Source organism: Lentilactobacillus hilgardii, from assembly GCF_009832765.1.
Lineage (GTDB): Bacteria > Bacillota > Bacilli > Lactobacillales > Lactobacillaceae > Lentilactobacillus > Lentilactobacillus hilgardii.
Genome location: NZ_CP047121.1, coordinates 2598597 through 2620033 on the forward strand (window position 1 = coordinate 2598597; position 21437 = coordinate 2620033).

The 21437-nt window shown below is 41.6% G+C and carries 24 protein-coding genes; 13 read left to right on the plus strand and 11 right to left on the minus strand.

From position 1 onward, the window contains the following. Positions 1-539: 539 nt before the first annotated feature. Positions 540-1166, minus strand: a complete 627-nt coding sequence (locus tag GQR93_RS12355; RefSeq protein WP_004466307.1) for a DNA-3-methyladenine glycosylase — start codon at positions 1164-1166, stop codon at positions 540-542. Between the two features lie 42 nt (positions 1167-1208). Between GQR93_RS12355 and GQR93_RS12360 the strand changes: the two genes are divergently transcribed. Next, the gene (locus GQR93_RS12360) at positions 1209-1577 is read left to right on the plus strand and encodes a DUF488 domain-containing protein (RefSeq protein ID WP_004466306.1); all 369 of its coding nucleotides are present in this window, start codon (positions 1209-1211) and stop codon (positions 1575-1577) included. On the opposite strand, the gene pgmB is transcribed toward GQR93_RS12360, so the two are convergent. Together pgmB and GQR93_RS12370 are read right to left on the minus strand one after the other, a co-directional pair. Beyond that, entirely contained in the window at positions 1559-2233 is a 675-nt protein-coding gene (gene pgmB / locus GQR93_RS12365; RefSeq protein WP_004466303.1) for a beta-phosphoglucomutase, read from the minus strand. The genes GQR93_RS12360 and pgmB overlap by 19 nt on opposite strands. A gap of 121 nt (positions 2234-2354) precedes the next feature. Continuing rightward, positions 2355-2795 carry a VOC family protein gene (locus GQR93_RS12370; RefSeq protein ID WP_187117480.1) on the minus strand — a complete coding sequence of 147 codons (441 nt, stop codon included), beginning with the start codon at positions 2793-2795 and terminating at the stop codon, positions 2355-2357. A gap of 100 nt (positions 2796-2895) precedes the next feature. Here GQR93_RS12370 and GQR93_RS12375 point away from each other — a divergent pair, with 100 nt between their 5' ends. Then, on the plus strand, positions 2896-3555 hold the full coding sequence (locus tag GQR93_RS12375; RefSeq protein WP_004466297.1) for a DUF2179 domain-containing protein: 660 nt from the start codon (positions 2896-2898) through the stop codon (positions 3553-3555). On the opposite strand, the gene GQR93_RS12380 is transcribed toward GQR93_RS12375, so the two are convergent. Beyond that, positions 3549-4538 carry a ribonuclease H family protein gene (locus GQR93_RS12380; RefSeq protein ID WP_004466295.1) on the minus strand — a complete coding sequence of 330 codons (990 nt, stop codon included), beginning with the start codon at positions 4536-4538 and terminating at the stop codon, positions 3549-3551. The two genes, GQR93_RS12375 and GQR93_RS12380, sit on opposite strands and share 7 nt — an antisense overlap. A gap of 93 nt (positions 4539-4631) precedes the next feature. Between GQR93_RS12380 and GQR93_RS12385 the strand changes: the two genes are divergently transcribed. Then, positions 4632-5078, plus strand: a complete 447-nt coding sequence (locus GQR93_RS12385) for a hypothetical protein (RefSeq protein ID WP_003558907.1) — start codon at positions 4632-4634, stop codon at positions 5076-5078. A 210-nt stretch (positions 5079-5288) separates the two neighbouring features. Here GQR93_RS12385 and codA read toward each other — a convergent pair whose 3' ends face one another. Beyond that, positions 5289-6530, minus strand: coding sequence for a cytosine deaminase (gene codA, locus GQR93_RS12390; RefSeq protein ID WP_004466292.1), 1242 nt, complete (start codon positions 6528-6530; stop codon positions 5289-5291). A gap of 146 nt (positions 6531-6676) precedes the next feature. Here codA and GQR93_RS12395 point away from each other — a divergent pair, with 146 nt between their 5' ends. Beyond that, positions 6677-8014, plus strand: coding sequence for a TrkH family potassium uptake protein (locus GQR93_RS12395; RefSeq protein ID WP_003558905.1), 1338 nt, complete (start codon positions 6677-6679; stop codon positions 8012-8014). Between the two features lie 40 nt (positions 8015-8054). Then, positions 8055-8720 carry a potassium channel family protein gene (locus tag GQR93_RS12400; protein WP_035444702.1) on the plus strand — a complete coding sequence of 222 codons (666 nt, stop codon included), beginning with the start codon at positions 8055-8057 and terminating at the stop codon, positions 8718-8720. A 55-nt stretch (positions 8721-8775) separates the two neighbouring features. Here GQR93_RS12400 and GQR93_RS12405 read toward each other — a convergent pair whose 3' ends face one another. Continuing rightward, entirely contained in the window at positions 8776-9471 is a 696-nt protein-coding gene (locus GQR93_RS12405) for a YoaK family protein (protein ID WP_004466290.1), read from the minus strand. Positions 9472-9562: 91 nt separating this feature from the next. Beyond that, positions 9563-9685, minus strand: a complete 123-nt coding sequence (locus GQR93_RS15585) for a hypothetical protein (RefSeq protein ID WP_003558898.1) — start codon at positions 9683-9685, stop codon at positions 9563-9565. A gap of 168 nt (positions 9686-9853) precedes the next feature. Between GQR93_RS15585 and thiD the strand changes: the two genes are divergently transcribed. Continuing rightward, complete coding sequence (gene thiD, locus GQR93_RS12410) at positions 9854-10666, plus strand: bifunctional hydroxymethylpyrimidine kinase/phosphomethylpyrimidine kinase (protein ID WP_187117479.1); 813 nt, start codon at positions 9854-9856, stop codon at positions 10664-10666. A gap of 54 nt (positions 10667-10720) precedes the next feature. Beyond that, positions 10721-11842, plus strand: coding sequence for a hypothetical protein (locus GQR93_RS12415; protein WP_223800316.1), 1122 nt, complete (start codon positions 10721-10723; stop codon positions 11840-11842). A gap of 132 nt (positions 11843-11974) precedes the next feature. On the opposite strand, the gene GQR93_RS12420 is transcribed toward GQR93_RS12415, so the two are convergent. Then, complete coding sequence (locus tag GQR93_RS12420; protein ID WP_147605401.1) at positions 11975-12772, minus strand: hypothetical protein; 798 nt, start codon at positions 12770-12772, stop codon at positions 11975-11977. A gap of 234 nt (positions 12773-13006) precedes the next feature. On the opposite strand from GQR93_RS12420, the gene GQR93_RS12425 reads away from it, so the two are divergent. Continuing rightward, positions 13007-13378 carry a helix-turn-helix domain-containing protein gene (locus GQR93_RS12425; RefSeq protein ID WP_080544214.1) on the plus strand — a complete coding sequence of 124 codons (372 nt, stop codon included), beginning with the start codon at positions 13007-13009 and terminating at the stop codon, positions 13376-13378. A 2-nt stretch (positions 13379-13380) separates the two neighbouring features. Here GQR93_RS12425 and GQR93_RS12430 read toward each other — a convergent pair whose 3' ends face one another. After that, positions 13381-13560 (minus strand): hypothetical protein, encoded by a 180-nt coding sequence (locus GQR93_RS12430; protein ID WP_003558887.1) that lies wholly within the window; start codon positions 13558-13560, stop codon positions 13381-13383. Positions 13561-13562: 2 nt separating this feature from the next. Beyond that, the gene (locus GQR93_RS12435; protein WP_004466283.1) at positions 13563-14279 is read right to left on the minus strand and encodes an NAD(P)H-dependent oxidoreductase; all 717 of its coding nucleotides are present in this window, start codon (positions 14277-14279) and stop codon (positions 13563-13565) included. 59 nt (positions 14280-14338) lie between these two features. On the opposite strand from GQR93_RS12435, the gene GQR93_RS12440 reads away from it, so the two are divergent. From GQR93_RS12440 to GQR93_RS12460, 5 genes are all read left to right on the plus strand, one after another. Continuing rightward, positions 14339-14758, plus strand: coding sequence for an OsmC family protein (locus GQR93_RS12440; RefSeq protein ID WP_003558882.1), 420 nt, complete (start codon positions 14339-14341; stop codon positions 14756-14758). Positions 14759-15005: 247 nt separating this feature from the next. Continuing rightward, a complete protein-coding gene (locus GQR93_RS12445; protein WP_004466281.1) occupies positions 15006-17042 on the plus strand; it encodes an ATP-dependent Clp protease ATP-binding subunit in 2037 nt (678 codons plus the stop codon). Positions 17043-17236: 194 nt separating this feature from the next. Further along, the gene (locus GQR93_RS12450) at positions 17237-17440 is read left to right on the plus strand and encodes a cold-shock protein (RefSeq protein ID WP_035178119.1); all 204 of its coding nucleotides are present in this window, start codon (positions 17237-17239) and stop codon (positions 17438-17440) included. Positions 17441-17626: 186 nt separating this feature from the next. Further along, on the plus strand, positions 17627-19405 hold the full coding sequence (locus tag GQR93_RS12455; RefSeq protein WP_004466279.1) for an alpha/beta hydrolase: 1779 nt from the start codon (positions 17627-17629) through the stop codon (positions 19403-19405). A 175-nt stretch (positions 19406-19580) separates the two neighbouring features. Then, a complete protein-coding gene (locus GQR93_RS12460; RefSeq protein ID WP_138467835.1) occupies positions 19581-20483 on the plus strand; it encodes an IS982 family transposase in 903 nt (300 codons plus the stop codon). A 43-nt stretch (positions 20484-20526) separates the two neighbouring features. On the opposite strand, the gene GQR93_RS12465 is transcribed toward GQR93_RS12460, so the two are convergent. After that, on the minus strand, positions 20527-21378 hold the full coding sequence (locus GQR93_RS12465) for a fructosamine kinase family protein (protein WP_225430317.1): 852 nt from the start codon (positions 21376-21378) through the stop codon (positions 20527-20529). Positions 21379-21437: the final 59 nt, after the last annotated feature.

Below are 21437 nucleotides of genomic sequence, written 5' to 3' on the forward strand. Positions count from 1 at the left end.
AACAAAGCGGTTAGTCTTCGGAGCATAAGGCGTTCATTTGGGAAATCCTGCTTTTGGATTTTTCAAATGAATCCCTTATGTGCAGAAGGCTGCTTTGAGGAACAGTCCTAACTAGTGTGTGGAGTCAGCCTGGTACAAGTCGGAGTACAAAGCAAGCGGCAGGAAATTCCCGGTCTTGGAATTTTTGACGATTGTTTTGTATGCAGGCTTGTGGCTGACGGAACAGTCCTAATCAGTGTGTGGAACAAAGCGGTTAGTCTTCGGAGCATAAGGCGTTCATTTGGGAAATCCTGCTTTTGGATTTTTCAAATGAATCCCTTATGTGCAGAAGGCTGCTTTGAGGAACAGTCCTAACTAGTGTGTGGAGTCAGCCTGGTACAAGTCGGAGTGCAAAGCAAGCGGCAGGAAATTCCCGGTCTTGGAATTTTTGCCGATTGTTTTGTATGCAGACTTGTGGCTGACGGAACAGTCCTAATCAGTGTGTGGATCAAAACGGTTAGCATCCCTTATATGGAGAGATGCTGTTTTGAGTAGCCGTTCTACTTCCACCCGAAATCACTCAAATCCATCTCTCGTTTCTTTATACCGGAAACAAACGGATTTCCTTTTACAAAGTATCTTAATGGCTTGCTTGCCCAATCCCCCTGGTTTGAAACACCGACTCGGTTCGAGGTTTCGATTACCTTGGGGATTTTTTTACGATTTTGATTGATATCGAGATTACCATCTCCAAAGATCTCAAAATTCATTTTTTTATCGGAGATGCCAAAAGCTTCCATTAATTTACCGGGCCCATTCGTCAAATCAAAACCACTTTTCGATCGATTTTCCAACATGATTTCTTTGCCAATAAACGGCTCAACCGCCCTTATCAGAACTCCTTGGGGAATATCTTTTTGTTGGGCCGCAACATCAAGAAGGTACCTCCCATGGATCGAATAGATGTAAACTGTACCTGGAGGACCATATAGTGGCTCATTAGAAGCAGTTCGCCGTCCTTTAAAAGCATGGGCTGCTGAATCTTTTTGGCCCATGTAGGCTTCGGTTTCAACAATCCAACCGCCAACCACTCCTTTGGGTGAGTTATATGTAAGCAGCATCCCCAACATTTCCTGAGCAACCTTATCTGTTGAGGCACTGGCATAAAATGGATCACTGGTACTCAAATTATCACAGCTTTCAAAAATTATTTAGGAGGAAATTTCAATATGGAATTAAAGCTTGAACGAATCTATGACAAACCGCAGGACTTATCCGGTTACCGGGTATTAGTAGACCGATTATGGCCACGTGGTATTTCAAAAGTTAACGCAAAGCTGGATGAATGGGAAAAAGAGATTGCCCCTTCAAAAGACCTGCGTTCCTGGTTCTCACATGATCCTGCAAAGTTCCCCGACTTTAAGAAAAAGTACATCGATGAACTCAATCATAACGAGCAAACCCAAGCCTTTATCTCATCTTTGGCCGATAAACTCAAAACAGATAACGTCATCCTGCTTTATGGCGCAAAAGATCGTGAACATAATCAAGCTGTCGTTTTAAAGCAGTATCTTGACGATCACTTAGACCAAGCCTGACGAATATTTTCAAGCGTTAATTCACGAGTGCTTTGAAAATTAATATCCGCTTCATGAAGTATTTGAGGATCACCAACGCCAATTGAAACAATCCCGGCAGCATTAATCGATTCAACACCAACGATGCCGTCATCGATACCAATGCAGGCTTCAGGAGGTAAATGAATCATTTCGGCCGCTTTAGCGAAAACGTCAGGAGCTGGCTTGTTATGTTTGATTTGCTTCAAATCAACTATGAGTGGAAAATAATTTTCCAACTTCAACTTTTGGATTTCTTTAGGTGCATTCGCCGAAGCGGACGCGATAATCATTTTGTAATTATTTTGAGTCAATTCATCCAGAAAGGATTGAATGCCCGGTAAAATGTCACTTGGATTCATTTTATCCAGCATTGTTTGATAAATGTCGTTTTTTTGATCAGCCAGTGCTTCTTTTTGCTGACGGGTAAATTGATCTTTTTTCCCAGCTGAATCAAGTATGGCATCCAATGAATCAATTCGGTCACGGCCCTTAATGGCTTCTTCCAAATCAGATGACCACTGAATGCCCAATTGGGCTGCAATTTCTCGCCAAGATTGGCTATGATATGCCCAAGAATCAGTTATAATACCATTTAAATCGAACAATACACCCTTTATTTTTGCAAAATCATCCATTGTTATACGCCCCTTTCACCCAGTCAGGTATCAATCTCTTTATATCATAAAACGAGGGGAAGAAAATAGTCTTTCATCTTCTCACCCTCGTTTTATAATAACAGTTAATCTTATAACCGTGTTATTTAACCGCGTTAAAAATCCAAGTAACACCGTACTTATCAACTACCTGACCGTATTTGTTACCGGACGACTTCTTTTCAAATGTCACAATGACTTTCACTTCTTCAGATTTAGCAACCTGCTTGTAAAGATTTTCCAACGCAGATTCCGCATCCGAATCATGAGCGTCAACCTCCAACATTAAAGAAATCAAAGAAGAAATAACCGGTTTGCCTAAAAAGCTGTCTGCAGCAAAGATTTGCTGATCCAGCACCTTAAAACTTGCCTGCAAAGTTAAATTATCGAGGTTAACGTCAGCATTTAGTGACATTTCCTCAGCCTGCTTTTCAGTTGGTGATTCACGAGTAACGTCTGTTGCACCGAATACTCGCTTATAATATTCGAGCGCATTTTTAGTGTTTTCAAATGTTAAGTATGGAATTAATTTCGTATTAGCCATTAGGTCAGCAACCCTTACTATTAAGATATTATTATTTTCGTAAATTATGTTCAAATTTTAGAATACCGTTAATTACATTAGTTGTCAACGTTAACAAGTCATGCATGCTGTTAAACCAGCTTTCGTCAACGTCAACATGCTATTATTTTACACCGAAAAGAGTAAACTATCACTAAAGTCACTTGGGAGGGATCGTTCAATGGAACTCGCAGTCACAATTTTTATTTTAAACGCATTATATATTTCAATTAACACTTTTAGAACCATGCTGGTTGTTAAAGGCCATCAATTTTTAGCACCTTTAGTAGCGGTTGGTGAAGAATTAATTTACGTTATTGCCTTAGCAATCGCGCTGGATCATATCGATAGTCCGTTAAACGTTGCCTCATATGCCGTTGGATTTGGGGTTGGTATTTACATCGGTATCGTCATCGAGAATAAGATTGCATTGGGATACGTTAATTTTCAGGTGACGGTTCAAATTGATCCGGAGAATCCGGTCCATGCACACAATGAAGAACTTGCCGAAAAGCTTCGCAACTTGGGATATGGGGTTACTGTCAGCCGCGCTGAAGGCCGCTCCGGTGCCCGCTTAGTCCTTAGTATCCTGGCACCACGAAAGGCTGATCGTCGTCTCATGGAACAAATCAAAGAAATTTCACCTGACGCGTTCATCATGGTTCAAGAACCGGTTCAATTATCCGGGGGGTTCTGGAGTAAAGAAGTTGATCGTCGATATCATGGTGCAAATAATCACTGATCTTTATGATCATCAAACAGCCCAAGCTGCTTTAGGCTTTCTTCAACATCGTGAACCGATTTTTCAACTTCGGATGATAATTTTTCCGGAGCCTGTTTCTCAGGATTAATACTCTTCGAATCCAATCTAATTTTCCGCTTCTTGCTTTCAATATGATGTGAAGGCTTTGGAGCGGTTTTTTGATCCTTAGGATGTGTAACTTTAAGTTTTGGCAGGGCGACTTTATCAGTCGATCGTGTTTCTTTAGGTGCCATTTCATCCATAGTTTGATTGAGTAAATGGTCAACAAAGACATTGCCTTCATTACTGGCATGCCCTTTTGTCCAGTGATAGCGAATGTTGGAAAACCGTTGAAGAAGTGCATCGATCTGCTGCCACAGTTCTTTATTCAGCAGCGGACCGCCACTTCGTTTCCAACCACGACGCCGCCAGCCAGAAAGCCACCCCTTTGTGACTGCATCCAACACATATTTAGAATCAGAAACAATGCTAACCGGCTGCTCTTCTAATTGATGATCTGCCAAGTAGGTCAAGGCTTTCAGTAGTCCCATGATTTCCATACGGTTGTTGGTCGCACCATATTCACCACCCGTATCGGAAACTTCCTGCTTGGGGTTTGCGATTAATATAAGATAAGCCCATGCTGCCTTGTCTCCCTGCTTAACGTGCTCACCCGAGCGGTTGCCATGACTTCTAGATCCACCATCCGTATAGACAATAATGTCATCACCAAAACTCAATTCAATCGGTCGATTTACAGCGACAGAGCTTTTTGACTGACGTTTCGAACTATTTTGATGGCCTTGAATGCTTTGTTTGCCAGTTAAAAAGCCCTCTGCTTCCGACTTTGACTTAAAACTTTTATATTCAGCGCCCGAGAAACCGGAAACCTGTTTGCTTGTTTCATCCCAAGTTGTAAAGATGCCGGTCTGACGGCCCTTTCTAACAGCGTAATATTTCATTTTCTCACCTCTAAATTTCATAAATTTTCAGAAAAAAATACTTATAATATTTCTATCTACTTTTCAATTAGATAAATCTATGCGAAAATAGTAAGTAAAGGGGGCAAAGACCATATGACCCGTACCAAAGCCACATTAATTACGGTCGAAGAAGCAAAGGCACTTCTTAAAGACCGCTCAGATCAAATCAATGAACGTTTCCCTAGACTTAAAAAACAAGGGAAATACATTCTGCCCGATTATCGACTCACGAGAAAACGGGAAGCCTTTAAAATCCGGAAGCATACTTTTTTGCAACGACACCCACGCTCTTATGTTGCTTTTGACTCAGAAAATGGACAAACGTTGTGGATGCATAATTTTCCAAGCTTAACCGAAGCAATTTTCTGGTTAGACACCGGCCTTAAACCAACCGATACGGATACCAGTACATCGTATAAGCAGTGGAAAACCCAGCATGAAGACGATATTAACGTCTTAAAAGAAATTCTCCGTAAACGTTCGCAGGAAAGAAAAGCGGCTGCAGCTAAGAGAAAAGAAGCAAAAAAGGTTAAAAAATAAGTGTGTGAATCAAAGCGGCTAGTACCCGGAATTTAAGCCAATCGATCTTATTTATAGCATCACTTTACCACTAATCAACCATTAACCACACTAAGCTTAACCCTGAAAGCAATGATTGTTTTCAAGATCAAGCTTAGTGTGCTTTTTATTTAGGCTTTTTATTTAGGCTTTTTATTTAGGCTTTTTATTTAGTCTTTTCTAGAAGCAAGCCTAAATCTTCAAATGATTATGAACCTGCTTTGGTTCTGTCTGTACCAAAATATCACCATGATGAATCGAATATAGAATCTCGGAACGCTCATTCAATGCATTATAAAAATTATCGTTATTCATAATAATACAATTAGCAGGCTTGCCTTCCTCAATGCCATAATGATCTGTGATATGCATTGCTTTTGCTGCATTGGTTGTGACAAACCGGTATGAATTCAAAATATCGTTATAACCCATTAAATGTCCCACGTGGATTCCCATCTCAACGGGATCAAGCATATTACCATTGCCCATTGGATACCAGGGATCCTTAAGATCATCTTCACCAAAAGCAACGTTAATGCCATCCTGAGATAATTCTTTAACCCGAGTCATTCCCCGGCGCTTTGGATAACTATCAAAACGACCACCCAGATTTGTATTGACCAGTGGATTCGCAATAAAGTTAATGTGAGACATTTTTAACAATCTAAATAGTTTATAAGTGTAAGCGTCATTGTATGAGCCCATGGCCGTTGTATGACTGGCGGTTACCTTGTCACCCATACCGGACTCCAAGGCCAAAGTTGCCAGAGTTTCAAGGCTTCGTGACTGAGGGTCGTCAATTTCATCACAATGAACATCAACCAATTTGTTTTTGGTTTCCGCTAATTTCATCAAAAATTTCAGCGATTTTACAGCATATTCACGAGTAAACTCAAAATGAGGAATCCCGCCAATGGCATCCGCACCCAGTTCAGCAGCTTCGGTCATTAATTCCTCACCGTGCGGAAATGATAAAATCCCCTCTTGCGGAAAGGCAACCAGTTGCAATTCCACCTGGTCCTTCAATTCTTCCCGAACTTCAATCAAAGCTTTTAAAGCGGTTAAATTTGGATCAGTAACATCCACGTGACTACGGACAAACTGAATCCCATTGGCGACCTGAATTTGAATGGCCTTTTTAGCACGCTGCTTAACATCAGCAATCGACAGCGTCTTTTTACGTTCACTCCAAATACGAATACCATCAAATAACGTACCGGTTTGATTCCACTCCGGATCACCGGCAGTTTGCGTTGCGTCTAAATGGACGTGTGGATCAACAAACGGTGGCAGTAACAGTTTATCGCTGGCATCAATCACCCGTTCTCCTTCACTTGCCTGAATTGATGGCGCAATTTTTACAAATTTCCCATCTTCAATTTTAACATCGCTGGTTGCTTGAGCATTTTGTATATGAACTTTTTTTATTAACATTTTTCCATTCCTCAACTTAGCATGTATTTACTCATATTATAGCCTATTTAGGCTATAAATAAGAAGGTTTCCGAAAAATGTGCGATAATGTGAATAGTCATACATAGATCATATATCAAGAAATATTTTTGAAGGGAAGTATCACATTGAGTTGGAGGGGAAGGCTTTCTTTACCGCAAATCTTAACACTGGGCTTTTTAACGATCATCTTAGTTGGAACCGTCCTGCTTTCGTTACCCGTTTCAAGTAAAGATGGCACAGCAACCAGTTACATCAATGCTTTTTTTACCGCAACATCTGCCACCTGTGTTACGGGAATGACGGTTGTGAATACTGCACTTCATTGGAGTATTTTTGGTAAAATCGTGATTTTGATTTTGGTTGAAATCGGTGGTTTGGGATTTATGACCTTTGCCGTTCTAATGTTCATTTTTATGCGGCGAAAAGTTGATCTGACAACCCAGCTGCTGACACAGCAGTCGTTAAACCTGGAAACTTTTGCCAATACCAGAAGTGTTGTCTTTTTAGTGGTTCGACTTTCGCTGGCCATTCAGCTTTTAGGCGCCATTTTATTATTTGTTGATTTTTATCCGCGTTATGGATTGAAACGCGGACTTGGTTACAGCATTTTCCACTCAATCAGTGCATTCTGTAACGCCGGCTTTGACCTGTTCGATAACAGTCTGGTCAGATTTCAAAACGATCCTTACATCCTATTTGTTTTAACCTGCTTGATCATTTCCGGATCATTGGGCTTTTTGGTTTGGAAAGACATTTTGCTTTACCACAAGGATCACTTCTTGAGTCTTCATACTAAACTGGCATTAACCACTTATTTGGGATTAATTGTGATTAGTTTTGCGGTTTATTTACTCACGGAAGGAAACTTCGGTGAAAATACCCACTTAAATGTGTTTCAGCGTTTAATGAATACCTATTTTATGTCTGTGACACCGCGAACAGCAGGTTTTTACACTTATCCATACACCAAGATTTCCATGGGCGGTATGTTCTTTACAATGATCTTAATGCTCATTGGTGGTACGCCGGGGTCAACTGCCGGGGGTATTAAAACAACTACTGTCGGCATTCTTTTAATTCGAGTCTGGGCAACTTTGCGGGGAAAACGGGACGCAACCTTTATGGGACGCCGATTCACAAATGACAACATCTCACGTTCGCTAACGTTGGTCTTCCTGGTTTTTGTTGTCCTCTCCATCGCAACGCTTGTCTTGACCATCACCGAAACCGTGCCAAAACATTTCGGAATTGAATACATTATCTTTGACGTCGTTTCGGCATTTGGTACCACCGGCTTAACACTTGGATTAACCCCTCACCTGACCATTATCGGCAAATTAATCTTCGCTGTTTTAATGTTTATGGGAAGAGTCGGTGTCTTCACGGTTATGTACTCGTTACTCACATCCAAACGTCCGGAAGACGCATTCAGATATCCAAAAGAAAATGTGATGATTGGTTAATTTTGATTACAATATCCAGTCGTTCGAAAGGATTTTAATCATGAAAAGTAATTACGCTGTGATTGGCCTGGGCCTTTTCGGTAGCAGCATTGTCAATACACTACTCGAAAACCATCAAGAAGTCCTGGTCATTGATAAGAAGGAAGAGAGTGTTGATAAGTTCCGAGACGTTGCTACAGAGGCGGTCGTTGCCGATACGCAAAATGAACTGGCACTCCGCCAACTCGGAATCGGAAACTTTGACAATGTTTTTGTGGCCATCGGAACCGACCTTGAGGCCAGTATTATGACCACATTGATTTGTAAAGATCTTGGGGTGAAACATTTAGTCTGTAAAGCAGAGAATGCCCGTCATGCTCAAGTATTGGAGAAGCTGGGTGCAGACGAAATTATCCAACCTGAACGCGATATGGGTGAACGGATTGCCCTTCACGTGATGGAGCCAAAGATTCTCAACGATTTAAAACTAAAGGGTGAATTAGCGGTTGTCGAGTTTGAATTAACCAATGCCAAATTCTTTAATCAATCTCTAAAAGAATTGAACCTAACCAACCGTTACAAGGTTTCCGTCATTGCCATTTCGCATGCAGACGAAGAAGGTGCCGCCATTCCTAACCAGTCAACCGTTGTGGAACAGGGAGATGTCGTGACCGTTATTGGGACACGAAAAGATGTCCAAAAATTTGAAGATATCGCTACCAAATAAGCGAATACAAAGGAGGCCGACAAAGATAATTTTGCCGGCCTTTTTACTAACTCATTTATTTCCCAACCACTATAACCACTAATAGAATAGCCGCTGAAAGTAAAATTGTCTGTCCCTGAAAATACTGAGCCAAATAGCCACTCAACAGTGCACCGATAAAGAAGGATCCGATAATCGTCACAATATCGCCGGCTTTTCGAAGCGCTTTTTTATCGCCCTGAGCAACAAAATCCAAAACATTTTCCGACAGTGTTCGGACGTTTCCGGTCATCATGAGCGATGTGAACGGACCATTCTTCATAGTCCGAAATTCCTGGAGCTGAGCTGCTGCTGCCATCGCTAGTAATCCAGTTGTCAACAGAATCGAAACCCGGCCCGCCAGGAAACTGACCAGGACAAAGAGAATAATTTCGTATGAGAGTGTAACCACTTTTCTCCTAAGTGCCAGCTCGCTGGGATAATGATATTGAATGACCCGAATAATAGCAACACCAACCGCAAACATGATCAAAGAGACAATTCCCTGGGTTATTTCGCCATAGTCTCCCTGCCCAACGCGTAGGCCGGTTAAGATCAGGTTTCCCGTTTGAAGCCCGGCAAACACACCGCCATCTTCTAAATACGTATAAGCATCCAGCGCACCGGCCGCCATCGCCAGCAAAGCGCCGCTCAGTAAACGTTCGTATACACCAATTTCTTTTTCTGCCATCCCTCTTACCTCACGTTCTAAATATTGATACCTTGATATCATAAGAATTTGTTTGAGAGATTGCAATTACTTTAGTCCAAAAAATAAAAGCGCCGGGAATAACTTTTCAGTTTATCCCGGTGCTTTTGTTGCATTACTTAGCAGGCTTTTGCTTCAAGAAGTGTTGAAGATCTGCTAATGCTTTGTTCCGCTTGATATCTTTCTTGCGGCTGATTGGTCGACGGCCTTGAACGCCGTTTGGATGACAAATACGCATAGTAAAACTCTCCTTAATATTTTTTCCAAATTATAAAATTCCAATAGACTAAATTATTATAATACAAATGACCGTTTAAACGCAAATCAATTATCAGATTTTCCCGATTGTTCAGCATTTGTGGTATCTTTGAAGTAACAAATAAGGATTTGAGATAGGGTGATTATTTTGGCAAATGAATTTCCACAAGCACTAACAATTGCGGGTTCGGACAGTGACGGCAGTGCCGGAATGCAGGCAGATTTGCATACATTCTTCAGACGTCATGTATATGGAACGTCTGTCTTAACGGCCTGTGTTGCCGGTAATAGTTATGGCATCCACGATTCAGTGAATTTACCAACAACGTTTATTGATCAGGAATTTAAAGACCTCGCCGACGATTATCATATTCGAGCAAGTAAAACCGGCATGCTCTCCGATTCCGACTTGATTCGAACGGTCATCAAAAATTATAAAAAATACGATTTTGGTCCTCTGGTGGTTGACCCGGTAATCACAACCAAACATGGTAACATGTTGTTGGAACAAAGTGCCTACCAAACACTTCGAGACGAATTGATTCCAATGGCAACAGTCATTACACCCAATTTTTTTGAAGCTCAGAAATTAGCTGAAATGGACATTGAAACAAGTGTTGATATGGAAACCGCTGCCCGTAAATTAAAAGCACTGGGCGCAAAAAATATTGTTTTAAAGGGTAGTCACCACGATCCCAATCAAACCAAAGTGTCTGATTATATTTTGCTTGAATCAGGCAAAAGTTTTTGGCTAACCGGCGATTTCTTTGATACCGATCGTAAAAACGGTACCGGTGACAGCCTTTCAGCTTGTATCGCTGCTGAGCTGGCAAAGGGCAATTCCGTTGAAGATGCCTGCCGGGTGGCTAAAAAGTTTGTCGATGCAGCTATTAAAAGCGAGATTCAAGTCGGTCACAAATTTGGTCCGATTAACCATTGGGCACCGGCGGACGAACTGTAATCATTTAAATGACTTATACTAAAACGAAAGAACATTTTTTGGAGGCTTGCCATTTTGTCAAAACGATCAATTAACTTATTGTTTTCCATCTTACTTTTTTGCAGTGCGGCTGCTTATACAATGACGTCACCGGCAACTGCCAACGCAAAGTCATCCTACAAGATAGTTAAGATCAAGACTTACTCAACCCGAGTGCCTTTTTACGTTAAAGGATCGGGAAACGTCTATATGTGGAATGCAAGCCACTCCAAAAAAATTTTAAATTTAAAGAACCATCCACGTTCTCAATGGTATCGTGCAAAAAGTGTCATTCTAAAGCACGGATCTTCTAACCGGGTATACTACAAATTAGTGTTAGGCGGCCATTACAAGTTTTGGCAGGGCTACGTACGCCGCAGTCAATTAGCCAAGGGATACGGCCCAAATTATAGTGGCCACGCACGAGTTGGCTACTACAAGCTCACACGAGCCCTTCAGTTAACCGGTCGGACTTATCATAACAAAGTCGTTTCGGGTTCTTTGCCCAAGGGTACCATCATCAGAGCTGCAACTTACGTCAGCAAGCAAAAAACATGGCTTAACATTTCATTGGATGGTTTAAGCCATCAAACCCGGTCAAAACTGAATTTTATGCTTTATATAACTTCCGATCTGCTCTATGCCAACAAAGATTTAAATCCACAGGCGCCAAACTACCTGACGCCTGTTTCGGAACCCGCATACATTATCCCTGCACCTCAGCGGGATAATGATGCCAAAACCTCTCCAAATTGGCGAACCGACCTTTATCCCGGTAAAACTTCCGAGTATTGGGATCAGGTGCTTCCCATTCTCCGATTAACGACTGACGGTTACGTTGAATACTACGCGCATCCAACGTTTCAAAATTCATATCTTTCCAGTAACGATAATCCAACAGCCTCTGAAAAGATTACCCATTACGAAACATCGGGAAACCAGACCACAATTTACTATGCAAATCACTTAGATGGTTTTAATGATCAAAAAACCGGCAGTAACACCGATCAGCAATATAAACTTACGATTGAAAATCAAAAAAAGGTTGTCACTGTTAACAAACGGGATGCTAACGGCACCATCTTCTCAACGACGTCATATGGTCAATTTCTGATAGGCGGCCGGCCATTCCACAGCTTGGATTATACAGACGATTAACCGAGTATTACTCGTTATCAATCATCATTTACAAACGGGTTTGATTAACAGAAAAGTGTTCCACAATTGTTAGGCGAACAAGCCTACTAATCGTGGAACACTTTTTTATAGCGGTTTCTTCATTTAACCGGCTTAACCGCCTAAACTGCCGGCGCTTGTATAATATTTTCGATTACCTAATTTATAGGCACTATACACAAATGTTTCTCCGTCAGAATCAGCTGGGCTGTACTTAACATCTCTCTTTAAATTAATTTCCGTTAAGCGATATTTTTGCTGACCGGATTGATGAACCTTCTTATCCAATAAGCCTTTAATATGATGGCGGTAATAAAAATATTTTTTATTGCCAACTATACTGATTTTATTAATTTTGGCATAGGAAGTCGGCTTGGATACAAAGTGATCATTCTTGTAATCCCGGGCATAATATTCCAGATAACCGTCAGTCGTTGCAACAACACGATCTCCTTTACCAAAGTGATAAGAACGACTTAAAATACCATAATCCTCTTCCATGCTCAGATTATCGTTTACAAGTAGGCCCTTCGGCATCGAAACCTGTGTGAGATAATCTCCTTCGGGTTTTAGCGCGCTTCTCGTCCAATTACCGCCCGGATGTGGCTTAGGCCACGTCTGCCTCGCCTTATAACTTAGCAGTTTGAAATTAATTTGGGCCATACTTTTTCCAGCATCGGATTTTGGAAGAACGTTTTGGACTTCTGTATACTTCATCGCTTTCACAACGGTACCCTTTTTAATCGTGACAGGTTGATTTGTCCCGTACATCTTTATCTGAAATGTCTGATTGGCCTTGTAAAATTGATACGTTGCGCCCTGACTGCCATCGGCTTTGACGACTGTGACAAAAACCATACTGAATAACAATACAATGGCACTTTCAACTAGAAATTCTTTTAATTTACTCATTTCTCTCATCCCTTCCTGCGCCACTCAAATCCGAGGTTGTTCTTCAACTTAATAAGTTCCAGGGAGGTGCCCGCCGCAACTACCTAAATGCCGGTTTATCAGGCATTCCCATCATACTTTCTACTTACGGTTGCGCAACACCGACTAGATTAGTGCGACCTTGCAACTAGCTAAATCTTGTCATACTGGCAACTTTCCCCCAGAATAGGTTTAACTATTAAAGGAGTGATGACAATGCTTCAGTTCTCGAAACAACTTAAAAAATATAGGGCAGCTAATAATCTGTCTCAAGACGACTTGGCCAAAAAGTTATTTGTTTCCAGACAGGCAATCTCAAAGTGGGAACAGGGAGACGCAACTCCCGATCTCAATAATCTTGTTAAGTTAGCAGAAATCTTTAATATCAGCTTGGACACGCTGGTGCTTGGCGCTTCGGAAACCAAATCAACGGTTGATCAAAACCAATATACTTTTGATCCTACGTCAGGTCTTTATAAGCGCCGCTATGGCCAAATGAATTTTTGGGATTTTCTAGCCCGATTTTGGTGGTTAATTTTTCCGATAGGCGGCTTCATAATGGCAATCATTGAAACACTTACCCCGTAGTCCTACCATTTATCCGGGCTCCAAATTCGTCCGTCAATTTCCTGCTGCCCCTGATCAATTCGTTTGGTTTGTTCAATAATCAGATCCTGAGCCGCTTTCAAAATTGATCGATTAATGAAAGACTGTTCATTCTCTGCTATCTCGGCAAGCTGTTGAACCGCCCAATCCTGCGTATCACCCATTACTATTCCTCCTGATCCCGAATCATTTTTATGTTTAACTTCAAATCATCAATTTGATCCTGACGACTATCAATCGAATCAATAATTAAATCAAGCAACTCCCTTTGTTGTGCGGTTTTCCCGGCCTCTAGTTGTTTAAGACGAGTGATCAGCCACTTCTCACGTTTTTCAAGGCTTAATGGCATTGGCGCGCTCAAATATTGAAGATAGCCAACCAATAATTCTTGCTTCTTTAAAACGTCCAGATAGCCGAATTGATCGATTATAAATGATTTCAAGTAAACCATCCCCGCCTTATTGGCAAATGCCTCAAACGGCTTCATAAGCTCGGAAATCGTGAATCGTTCCCGACCCCCGGCCTGAAAATCCGCCAGTGAATCGCCCAGCGTGATCACGAGACCCAATTCCTTATTTTTAAGCCAGTGTTTTGCGACAATAAACTTTCTGGTAAACACGTCATCCATGTATTGTTTTAAGCTCGCTGGTGACGTGTACCAATACATCGGAAATTGAAAAATAATCCGGTCAAATGCCCGCAATCGTTTTTGTTCATCGACAATGTTTATTTGGGTTGCGGAATACAAGTCATCAATAGAGCGCCATGTGACATTATCCAAATAATCAGCACTGGTTTTCAAAAAAGTCTGGGTAGCGGATGCTGTAGCTTTTGGATGTGAAACTAAAACCAACGTTTTCATTGTGATCACCTTACTTTCCATTCGTATTGTTACCTGCTATTGTATGCTATATCAGTAGGACTAACAAAGGGGATTTTAAAATGGCAACTTATACAATTCACACAACTTACCGTAACATTGGTGCACAGACGATGAATCAAGCTGGCGATCATCAATTTATCGCGGATGAACCCACTATTTTCCGCGGTACGGATGCTGGCCCAAATCCGGTTCAATATTTATTAGGAGCCGTTGGTGCCTGTCTTGGTGCCAGTGCTGCTTCACTGGTCAATAGACCGAAATCAACCATTAAAATCAAAAAATTCGATGTTCTTGTGACTGGTGAAACCGAACGATTTGCGGATAAATCATCCCGGGTTTCAAAAATTAACGTTAAATTAACTTGCGAAACGAACCTGAATCAGGAAGAAAATCGAAAATTCATCGAAGATACCATCCATTTATGCACGGTTCATAACACATTAAAAGATGCAGTCGAGTTTACATTTGATATCAATTAAGAAAAAGTTAACAGTAAGATTACAAAAAGTGTTAGCGCTCACAGATGTGAAGTGCTAATTTTTTATTTTATTTTTTGGTATATGTGTTAAGATCGCCTATATGTAGGCGTTCTCTATCAAAAATTAATCAAGCAAATTCTTGTACTGATAACAATTTCATGATATTATATAGTTGTTCGTAAGGGGAACAGATATTCTTATAGACGAACAGCTCAATTAGAAAACTAAATAGTAAATAATCGGAGGCATGCATATGAATAACGATATTTTTGATGACATTTTTAACGACCCGTTCTTCAAGCAACAATTACCAAATATGTCGGGTCAACAACAAATGCGACAGCAACCCGTTCAAGTGCAGGAACGCAGACCTCAAAATAAAACGACCTTATTAGACCAATATGGAACCGACCTAACCAAAATGGCTAAAGATGGCAAGCTTGACCCCGTCATTGGTCGGGATAAAGAAATTGAACAAATGGAAGAAGTTTTGAGCAGACGAACCAAGAATAATCCAGTATTAATCGGTGAAGCCGGCGTCGGCAAAACAGCTGTCGTTGAGGGTCTCGCTCAAAAGATTGTTGATGGTGACGTTTCCGAGAAACTGCTTAACAAGCGGATTATCTCTGTAGATGTTGTTTCACTGGTTCAGGGAACCGGCATTCGTGGCCAATTTGAGGAACGAATGAAAAAGTTGATTGATGAAGTTTCAAAGAATAAAGATGTGATCCTGTTTATTGATGAAATTCATCAAATCATCGGTGCCGGATCAACCGGTGAAGGCGATAAAATGGATGCCGGAAACATTCTGAAACCTAAATTGGCACGTGGCGACTTTCAACTCATCGGTGCGACCACCAGTAACGAATATCGTGATATTGAAAAAGACCAGGCACTTGCCCGTCGATTCCAGCCAATCATGGTTAACGAACCAAGCGAACAAGATACACTGACAATCATTAAGGGACTAAAGCCAAAGTATGAAAGATTCCATCACGTTCGTTATACCGACGACGCCCTAAAAGCCGCTGTGTCATTCAGTAACCGTTACATTCAGGATCGAATGAATCCGGATAAGGCGATCGATTTAATCGATCAAGCCGGTGCTAAAGTTGCGATGGGCTCATCAATTACAAAGGACAAGTCAACTTTGCAGCAAGAGGCTGAAAAGCTTGAAAAGTCCAAAAAGGATGCTTCATCTAATGAAGAATACGAAAAAGCTGCCGGGCTTCGCGATAAGCTCGACAAAGTAGAAGCTCAAATCAAAGCCATTGATAATGGCACTAAAGTAGAAGTACCCGAAGTTACTGCAGACGTTATTAAAAAAGTTGTTGAACGTATTACAGGCGTCCCTGTTACTGACGTTAATAAAAACCAGGTCAGTCAACTCAACAGTCTGAACAAAGATCTCAAAAAAGAGGTTATCGGTCAGAACAAAGCAATTGATGCAATCTCGGCAGCCATCAAACGTAGCCGGGTTGGCTTTACAGAGGGCAATCGGCCAATCGGCAGTTTCCTGTTTGTTGGCCCTACCGGAGTTGGTAAGACTCAAACGGCAAAGGCGCTTGCCAAAGAACTATTTGGAACAACCAAAGCCATGTTTCGTTATGACATGTCTGAATATATGGATAAGATTAGTGCTTCCAAACTAATCGGTTCGGCTCCCGGCTATGTGGGTTATGAGGAAGGCGGTCGATTAACGGAACAAGTCCGTCGTCATCCTTATAGTTTGATCCTGCTCGACGAAATCGAGAAGGCCCATCCCGATGTTCTGAACCTGTTACTGCAAATCTTGGATGATGGCCGCCTATCCGATGCACAGGGCCGAACCGTTGACTTCAGCAACACAGTCATCATCATGACCAGTAATGCCGGTCAAGAAAATAGCAGTGATAAAAAGGATGTCATTGATCGCTTGAAGCCTTACTTCAAGCTTGAGTTTTTGAATCGAATTGATGATATTATTCAATTCAATTCATTAACAAAGGCTGATTTGCTTCAAATTCTTGATCTCATGCTCAATGACTTGGATCAATTGGTAAACAAATCACGTGGTATCCACTTCACCATAACGGATGATGCTAAGAACCAACTGGTTAATATGGGATACAGCAAGGAACTTGGTGCACGTCCAATGCACAGAGTTATCACTAAGGAAATTACCGATAAATTAACTAATAGTTTCCTGGCTCACCCAGAAGAGAAAAACTTTACGGTCAACGCAAAAGATAATCAAATCGAGGTCACCCCTACTACCGGTAAAGAAGCAACGATCAGTAAGTAATGTTTCCGGTCGAAATCCAAGTTAATCCGTTGACATATACCAGCGATATTGGTATATTATAGTCAATGTGTTTCAGGAGTCGATTTTCAAAGGTACTTGTTTTATAGTTTTATGAAATAACTTCCTTGGAATCAGTTCAACTAGATACATTAAAATTTATGATGCGCAAAAAGCGCAAGGAGGTTTCATATATTATGAAACAAGGTACTGTTAAATGGTTCAACGCTGATAAAGGTTATGGCTTCATTACTACTGACGATGGTGACGTATTTGTTCACTTCTCAGCTATCAACAAAGACGGCTTCAAGTCATTAGACGAAGGCCAACATGTAACCCTTGACGTTGAAGACAGCGACCGTGGCCCACAAGCTGCCAACGTTACTGTTGTTGACGACTAATTAAAAAATTAAAAAGTTTTTTAAAAACCGACGAGAGATCGTCGGTTTTTTTGTGCTTACAGACACAAGCCCTGCATTAACTAACTCCTCCCGTTAACCATATACCCCTAAAATAATTAATCGTGTTCATTTAATACAAAACGCGGTATACTAAATTTGGATATTATATAAAGGGGTATATTAGTTATGGAAATAAATAGGTCAACTGCTTGCAGAAAGGTCATTTTAATAACGAGCTTTCTGGCTACTTTGATATTAGGCTTTCTGGTCGTTACCGATCATACATATGCTGATGTTCAGTCACAAACAACATGCAGCGAAACAACGTCTCAATCCTCATCCTCGGAGCAAACAATTGTCTTTAAGGAATCGGCTTCCAACAGCGATAATGTCGACTCATCAACTGACACGACGCTCAATAACACTTCGGATAGTCAAAGCAATAATCAAAATGCTACCACGTCAAATCAATCGTCCACAAGTGGTGCAACCACTCCTGCACCTTCGGAAAACACGGCCGATACCAGTCAGCCAACGTCTTCAGTAAATGGTTCAAGCACACCAGAATCGACATCTTCTTCATCAGAAAGCGCCAATGCAAGTTCTTCAACTAATGAATCGCAAGTTAACAATCCATCATCACAAGACGTGACCGGTACTGCATCATCGAAAGATCAAGGTCAAACCAACACCGATTCTACAAGTAATGATGTTGATTCAACAACTGGTTCAAGTCCTGTAACGGATCAATCCTCAAGTACCGACAACACAACGACCGGAGGAACCGATAAGGATCAGATCACCGTTACGGGTACCAATAGTTCAACTGATCCCGCAATCAAACAGTCCAGTTCCAATCCCTTACTCAATTGGTTGACAAATATGACCAGTGCCGGAGCTGCTGCCTTGATTTATCCATTTATCACTTCCCGCCAAGGGTCTCATTTATTATCAGAATTTCGAACATTATTATCCCCTACCCGCTACAACATTGATCAAACCTGGTCGGATTTGGATCAAAAATATAATCCTGACTATACAAAGCAATTCTACACTGATGCCCAGAACTGGTATGATAATGAGGTTAAAAAAGAAACGTTAACGGTTCCGTTTGCGGACGGCAGCGGAAATGCCTCGGCAACTTATATCGCTCATCCGGGTTCAAGCAAAACAATTATTTATGGTCAGGGTTGGACAACCGAGCCCGAGTGGATGGGATACATTTCGAAAATTTTCTATGACATGGGTTATAACGTTCTAATGCCTTATACCCGCGGGCAAAACAGCAGTGATGGCGAGTTCCTGACATTTGGATACAAAGATAAGGCAGATTGGATTAACTGGATCAATAAAATCGACCAACTAAACGGTCCCAACAGCGAAGTGGTCCTTTATGGCCAGTCACTTGGTGCCGATGACGCTTTGGAAGCCGGTGCACAAAAGAATCTACCATCATCAGTTAAAGCCGTCATTGCCGACTGTGGCTACTCAACGATCCCATCTCTTCTTTATTCGCTTTATACAGGGGCAGCCAACAAACTAAACGGCTATACGTCAAAAATCGGCTGGAACCTCAATGGATCGATCCCACTAGTGCCGTATGATCAATTTCTAAACAATCTTAATAACGTTAACCATCTTTTCCAAGGCTTCAACTTGGATGATGCCTCAGGATTGACAGCCGTTCAAAATTCAACACTGCCAACGTTATTTATTGCGACGGCCGATGACACCTTCATTCCGGATTCGGAAACCAAAGCTTTGTATAATGCCAGCATTTCTAAGGATAAGCAGCTATGGATCCTGGATGGCAATGTTGGTGGCCATGCCTCTGCCAATAATGCAGTGCTCGCCTACACCCAGCACATTCAAGATTTTCTTAACGCTGTTGATAATGGGCAAACCAGTTCAACAACTTCTACAAATCAACTAACGGTTGACGACAATCAAGCAGTCGCCGCTTAAAACCGTTTATATATCATGATGATTAAAAAGATCGACTTCCATTTTCGGAAGTCACGCGTTGTGCTAGTTGTGTCACATTCGTAACAATTGAATTAGTTTTTTGAGCTTTAAGCAACCCAAAGCCCCGCATACGCGGTAACTTCTTAGGTGACTAAACCAGAAAGAAGGAACTGTTATGCGAGGCCTCCTCAAAGTTATCGTAAAAACCAATCCAATTCAAGCTAAATTTCAACATTTTATCGAAATTATTGAACCGATTTATGAAACCATTAATCCGGCTATTCGTTTCCGGCCAAATTACCGCCAGCTGAAAGCCGATGATGTCATTATCCTGGCCTGCATGTTAATGCGGATTGAAGAACGGGACGGTTCCGAAACCTATTTTCATCAAAAATTGGTTAGCTGGGGAATTACTGTCCCTGAACGCTCCCGGTATAACCGGCGTTGTCGAGATTTAGTATTAATAATGAAATTCATGCGGGTCACTTTATTGAGACAGTGGGTCCCACCCGTTACCTATGAAATCATTGATAGTGCGCCGATTACTTTGGCAGCTACTCGTCGAAGCAATCAGGCCAAGGTTTTAACCGGTTTCGCCAACAAAGGCTATAATGCCACCAAACAGACCTATTACTATGGCTTTAAGTTACATGCCGTGATGGCCAACCAAGGCTACTTTCTGGCCTGGGAACTGACGCCGGCGTCCCTTGATGATCGAAAAGCCGCGGAAGAACTCTTATTAACCGCGCCCGCGCGACAGGTCTTAGCCGATGGCGGTTATTTAAGCCAACCATTAAAAGATCGGTTGGCCACCACCTTTGGCATTCATCTTTGGACGCCCTTGCGCAAGAACATGGCTGCCCAGACAACGGTCGATACCGGATTTTTGAAAAATCAACGTCGGCATATTGAAACCAATTTTAATAATTTAGATACGGTGGGCCACTTTGAACACCCGGGAATTCGAACCATGTCCGGCTTGGAGAGCCGCTTAGAAGCGCTGTTACTGTGGCACACGATTCGAGTTCATGAACAACTCGCCGCTGGCAAAAGCGGGTTAAGACTTGGCCATTACTAACCAATATTTCATAACTAGCACAACGCGTGAAGTCGATCTTTTATTATTGCAATTCCCTTAATAGTCGAACGACGCTCTCCTGATAACCAATACCGAACTTACCTAAGTGAAGCATTAAATAATAAAGTTGGTAGAATGGCAGTCGATTTTGATACCCTTCATCTAAAGGATATTCATCTTGATAGCCTTGATAAAACTCGGGGTCAAAACCGGCAAACACTTGACTGACACCAATATCAAACTCGCGATCTCCGTAGAAAACTGCCGGATCAATAATAACGGGCTGCCCATTTTCATCAAACATAAAGTTGCCCGACCAAAAGTCACCATGCAGTAAGGATGGTTTAGAATCATGAGTTCGCATTAACTGTTTAAACCTAACCAGACACTTTTGATACATTGCTTCCATACTTCCCGTCCACAAATGCCTCTTGAGAATAATCTTTTTCCGATATTCCAACCGCTCGTTAATAAAGAATGACGGCCAGTCCGGGTACCATGTACCACCATGATCAGACTTACCCTCGGGATCGTCGAGATTAAAGCCAAATTGCCCGTTAGCACTCGTTCTTTTATGCATTTGAGCAATTACCCGTCCTAAGGCATATTGGTCGCCAAATGACTGAGAATCAATATAGTTAAGAAGTAAATAGGCATTGCTTTCCCAAGTACCGTTTGCTAAGACACTTGGAACCATGGCTGTTTTTGTCAGCAACTTCAAGCCAACAATCTCTTGCTTATAAAAGTCTTTTGTATCGCTGGGATGCAGAAGCAGAAAATACTTTTTACCATTTTGACCGACTAGCTTATAAGCTGAATTAACATCGCCACCACCAACTGGCTGAGTGCTGATAATCGGTCCGATCGGTAATGTCGCCAAAAGTGCTTTATCCAATATATGTGTCCCCTTTCCAATTCTCATTCTTTGATGTCAATCCTAGAACCAACTTCGGG

Coding starts and splice junctions, on each gene's coding strand:
- GQR93_RS12370 (WP_187117480.1), bottom strand. CDS start 2,795: ATGGCTAATACGAAATTAATTCCATACTTAACATTTGAAAACACTAAA.
- pgmB (WP_004466303.1), bottom strand. CDS start 2,233: ATGGATGATTTTGCAAAAATAAAGGGTGTATTGTTCGATTTAAATGGT.
- GQR93_RS12360 (WP_004466306.1), top strand. CDS start 1,209: ATGGAATTAAAGCTTGAACGAATCTATGACAAACCGCAGGACTTATCC.
- GQR93_RS12445 (WP_004466281.1), top strand. CDS start 15,006: ATGCATATGAATAACGATATTTTTGATGACATTTTTAACGACCCGTTC.
- GQR93_RS12455 (WP_004466279.1), top strand. CDS start 17,627: ATGGAAATAAATAGGTCAACTGCTTGCAGAAAGGTCATTTTAATAACG.
- codA (WP_004466292.1), bottom strand. CDS start 6,530: ATGTTAATAAAAAAAGTTCATATACAAAATGCTCAAGCAACCAGCGAT.
- GQR93_RS12400 (WP_035444702.1), top strand. CDS start 8,055: ATGAAAAGTAATTACGCTGTGATTGGCCTGGGCCTTTTCGGTAGCAGC.
- GQR93_RS12460 (WP_138467835.1), top strand. CDS start 19,581: ATGCGAGGCCTCCTCAAAGTTATCGTAAAAACCAATCCAATTCAAGCT.
- GQR93_RS12450 (WP_035178119.1), top strand. CDS start 17,237: ATGAAACAAGGTACTGTTAAATGGTTCAACGCTGATAAAGGTTATGGC.
- GQR93_RS12430 (WP_003558887.1), bottom strand. CDS start 13,560: ATGGGTGATACGCAGGATTGGGCGGTTCAACAGCTTGCCGAGATAGCA.
- GQR93_RS12420 (WP_147605401.1), bottom strand. CDS start 12,772: ATGAGTAAATTAAAAGAATTTCTAGTTGAAAGTGCCATTGTATTGTTA.
- GQR93_RS15585 (WP_003558898.1), bottom strand. CDS start 9,685: ATGCGTATTTGTCATCCAAACGGCGTTCAAGGCCGTCGACCAATCAGC.
- GQR93_RS12375 (WP_004466297.1), top strand. CDS start 2,896: ATGCATGCTGTTAAACCAGCTTTCGTCAACGTCAACATGCTATTATTT.
- GQR93_RS12440 (WP_003558882.1), top strand. CDS start 14,339: ATGGCAACTTATACAATTCACACAACTTACCGTAACATTGGTGCACAG.
- GQR93_RS12435 (WP_004466283.1), bottom strand. CDS start 14,279: ATGGAAAGTAAGGTGATCACAATGAAAACGTTGGTTTTAGTTTCACAT.
- GQR93_RS12405 (WP_004466290.1), bottom strand. CDS start 9,471: ATGATATCAAGGTATCAATATTTAGAACGTGAGGTAAGAGGGATGGCA.
- GQR93_RS12385 (WP_003558907.1), top strand. CDS start 4,632: ATGACCCGTACCAAAGCCACATTAATTACGGTCGAAGAAGCAAAGGCA.
- GQR93_RS12425 (WP_080544214.1), top strand. CDS start 13,007: ATGCTTCAGTTCTCGAAACAACTTAAAAAATATAGGGCAGCTAATAAT.
- GQR93_RS12380 (WP_004466295.1), bottom strand. CDS start 4,538: ATGAAATTTAGAGGTGAGAAAATGAAATATTACGCTGTTAGAAAGGGC.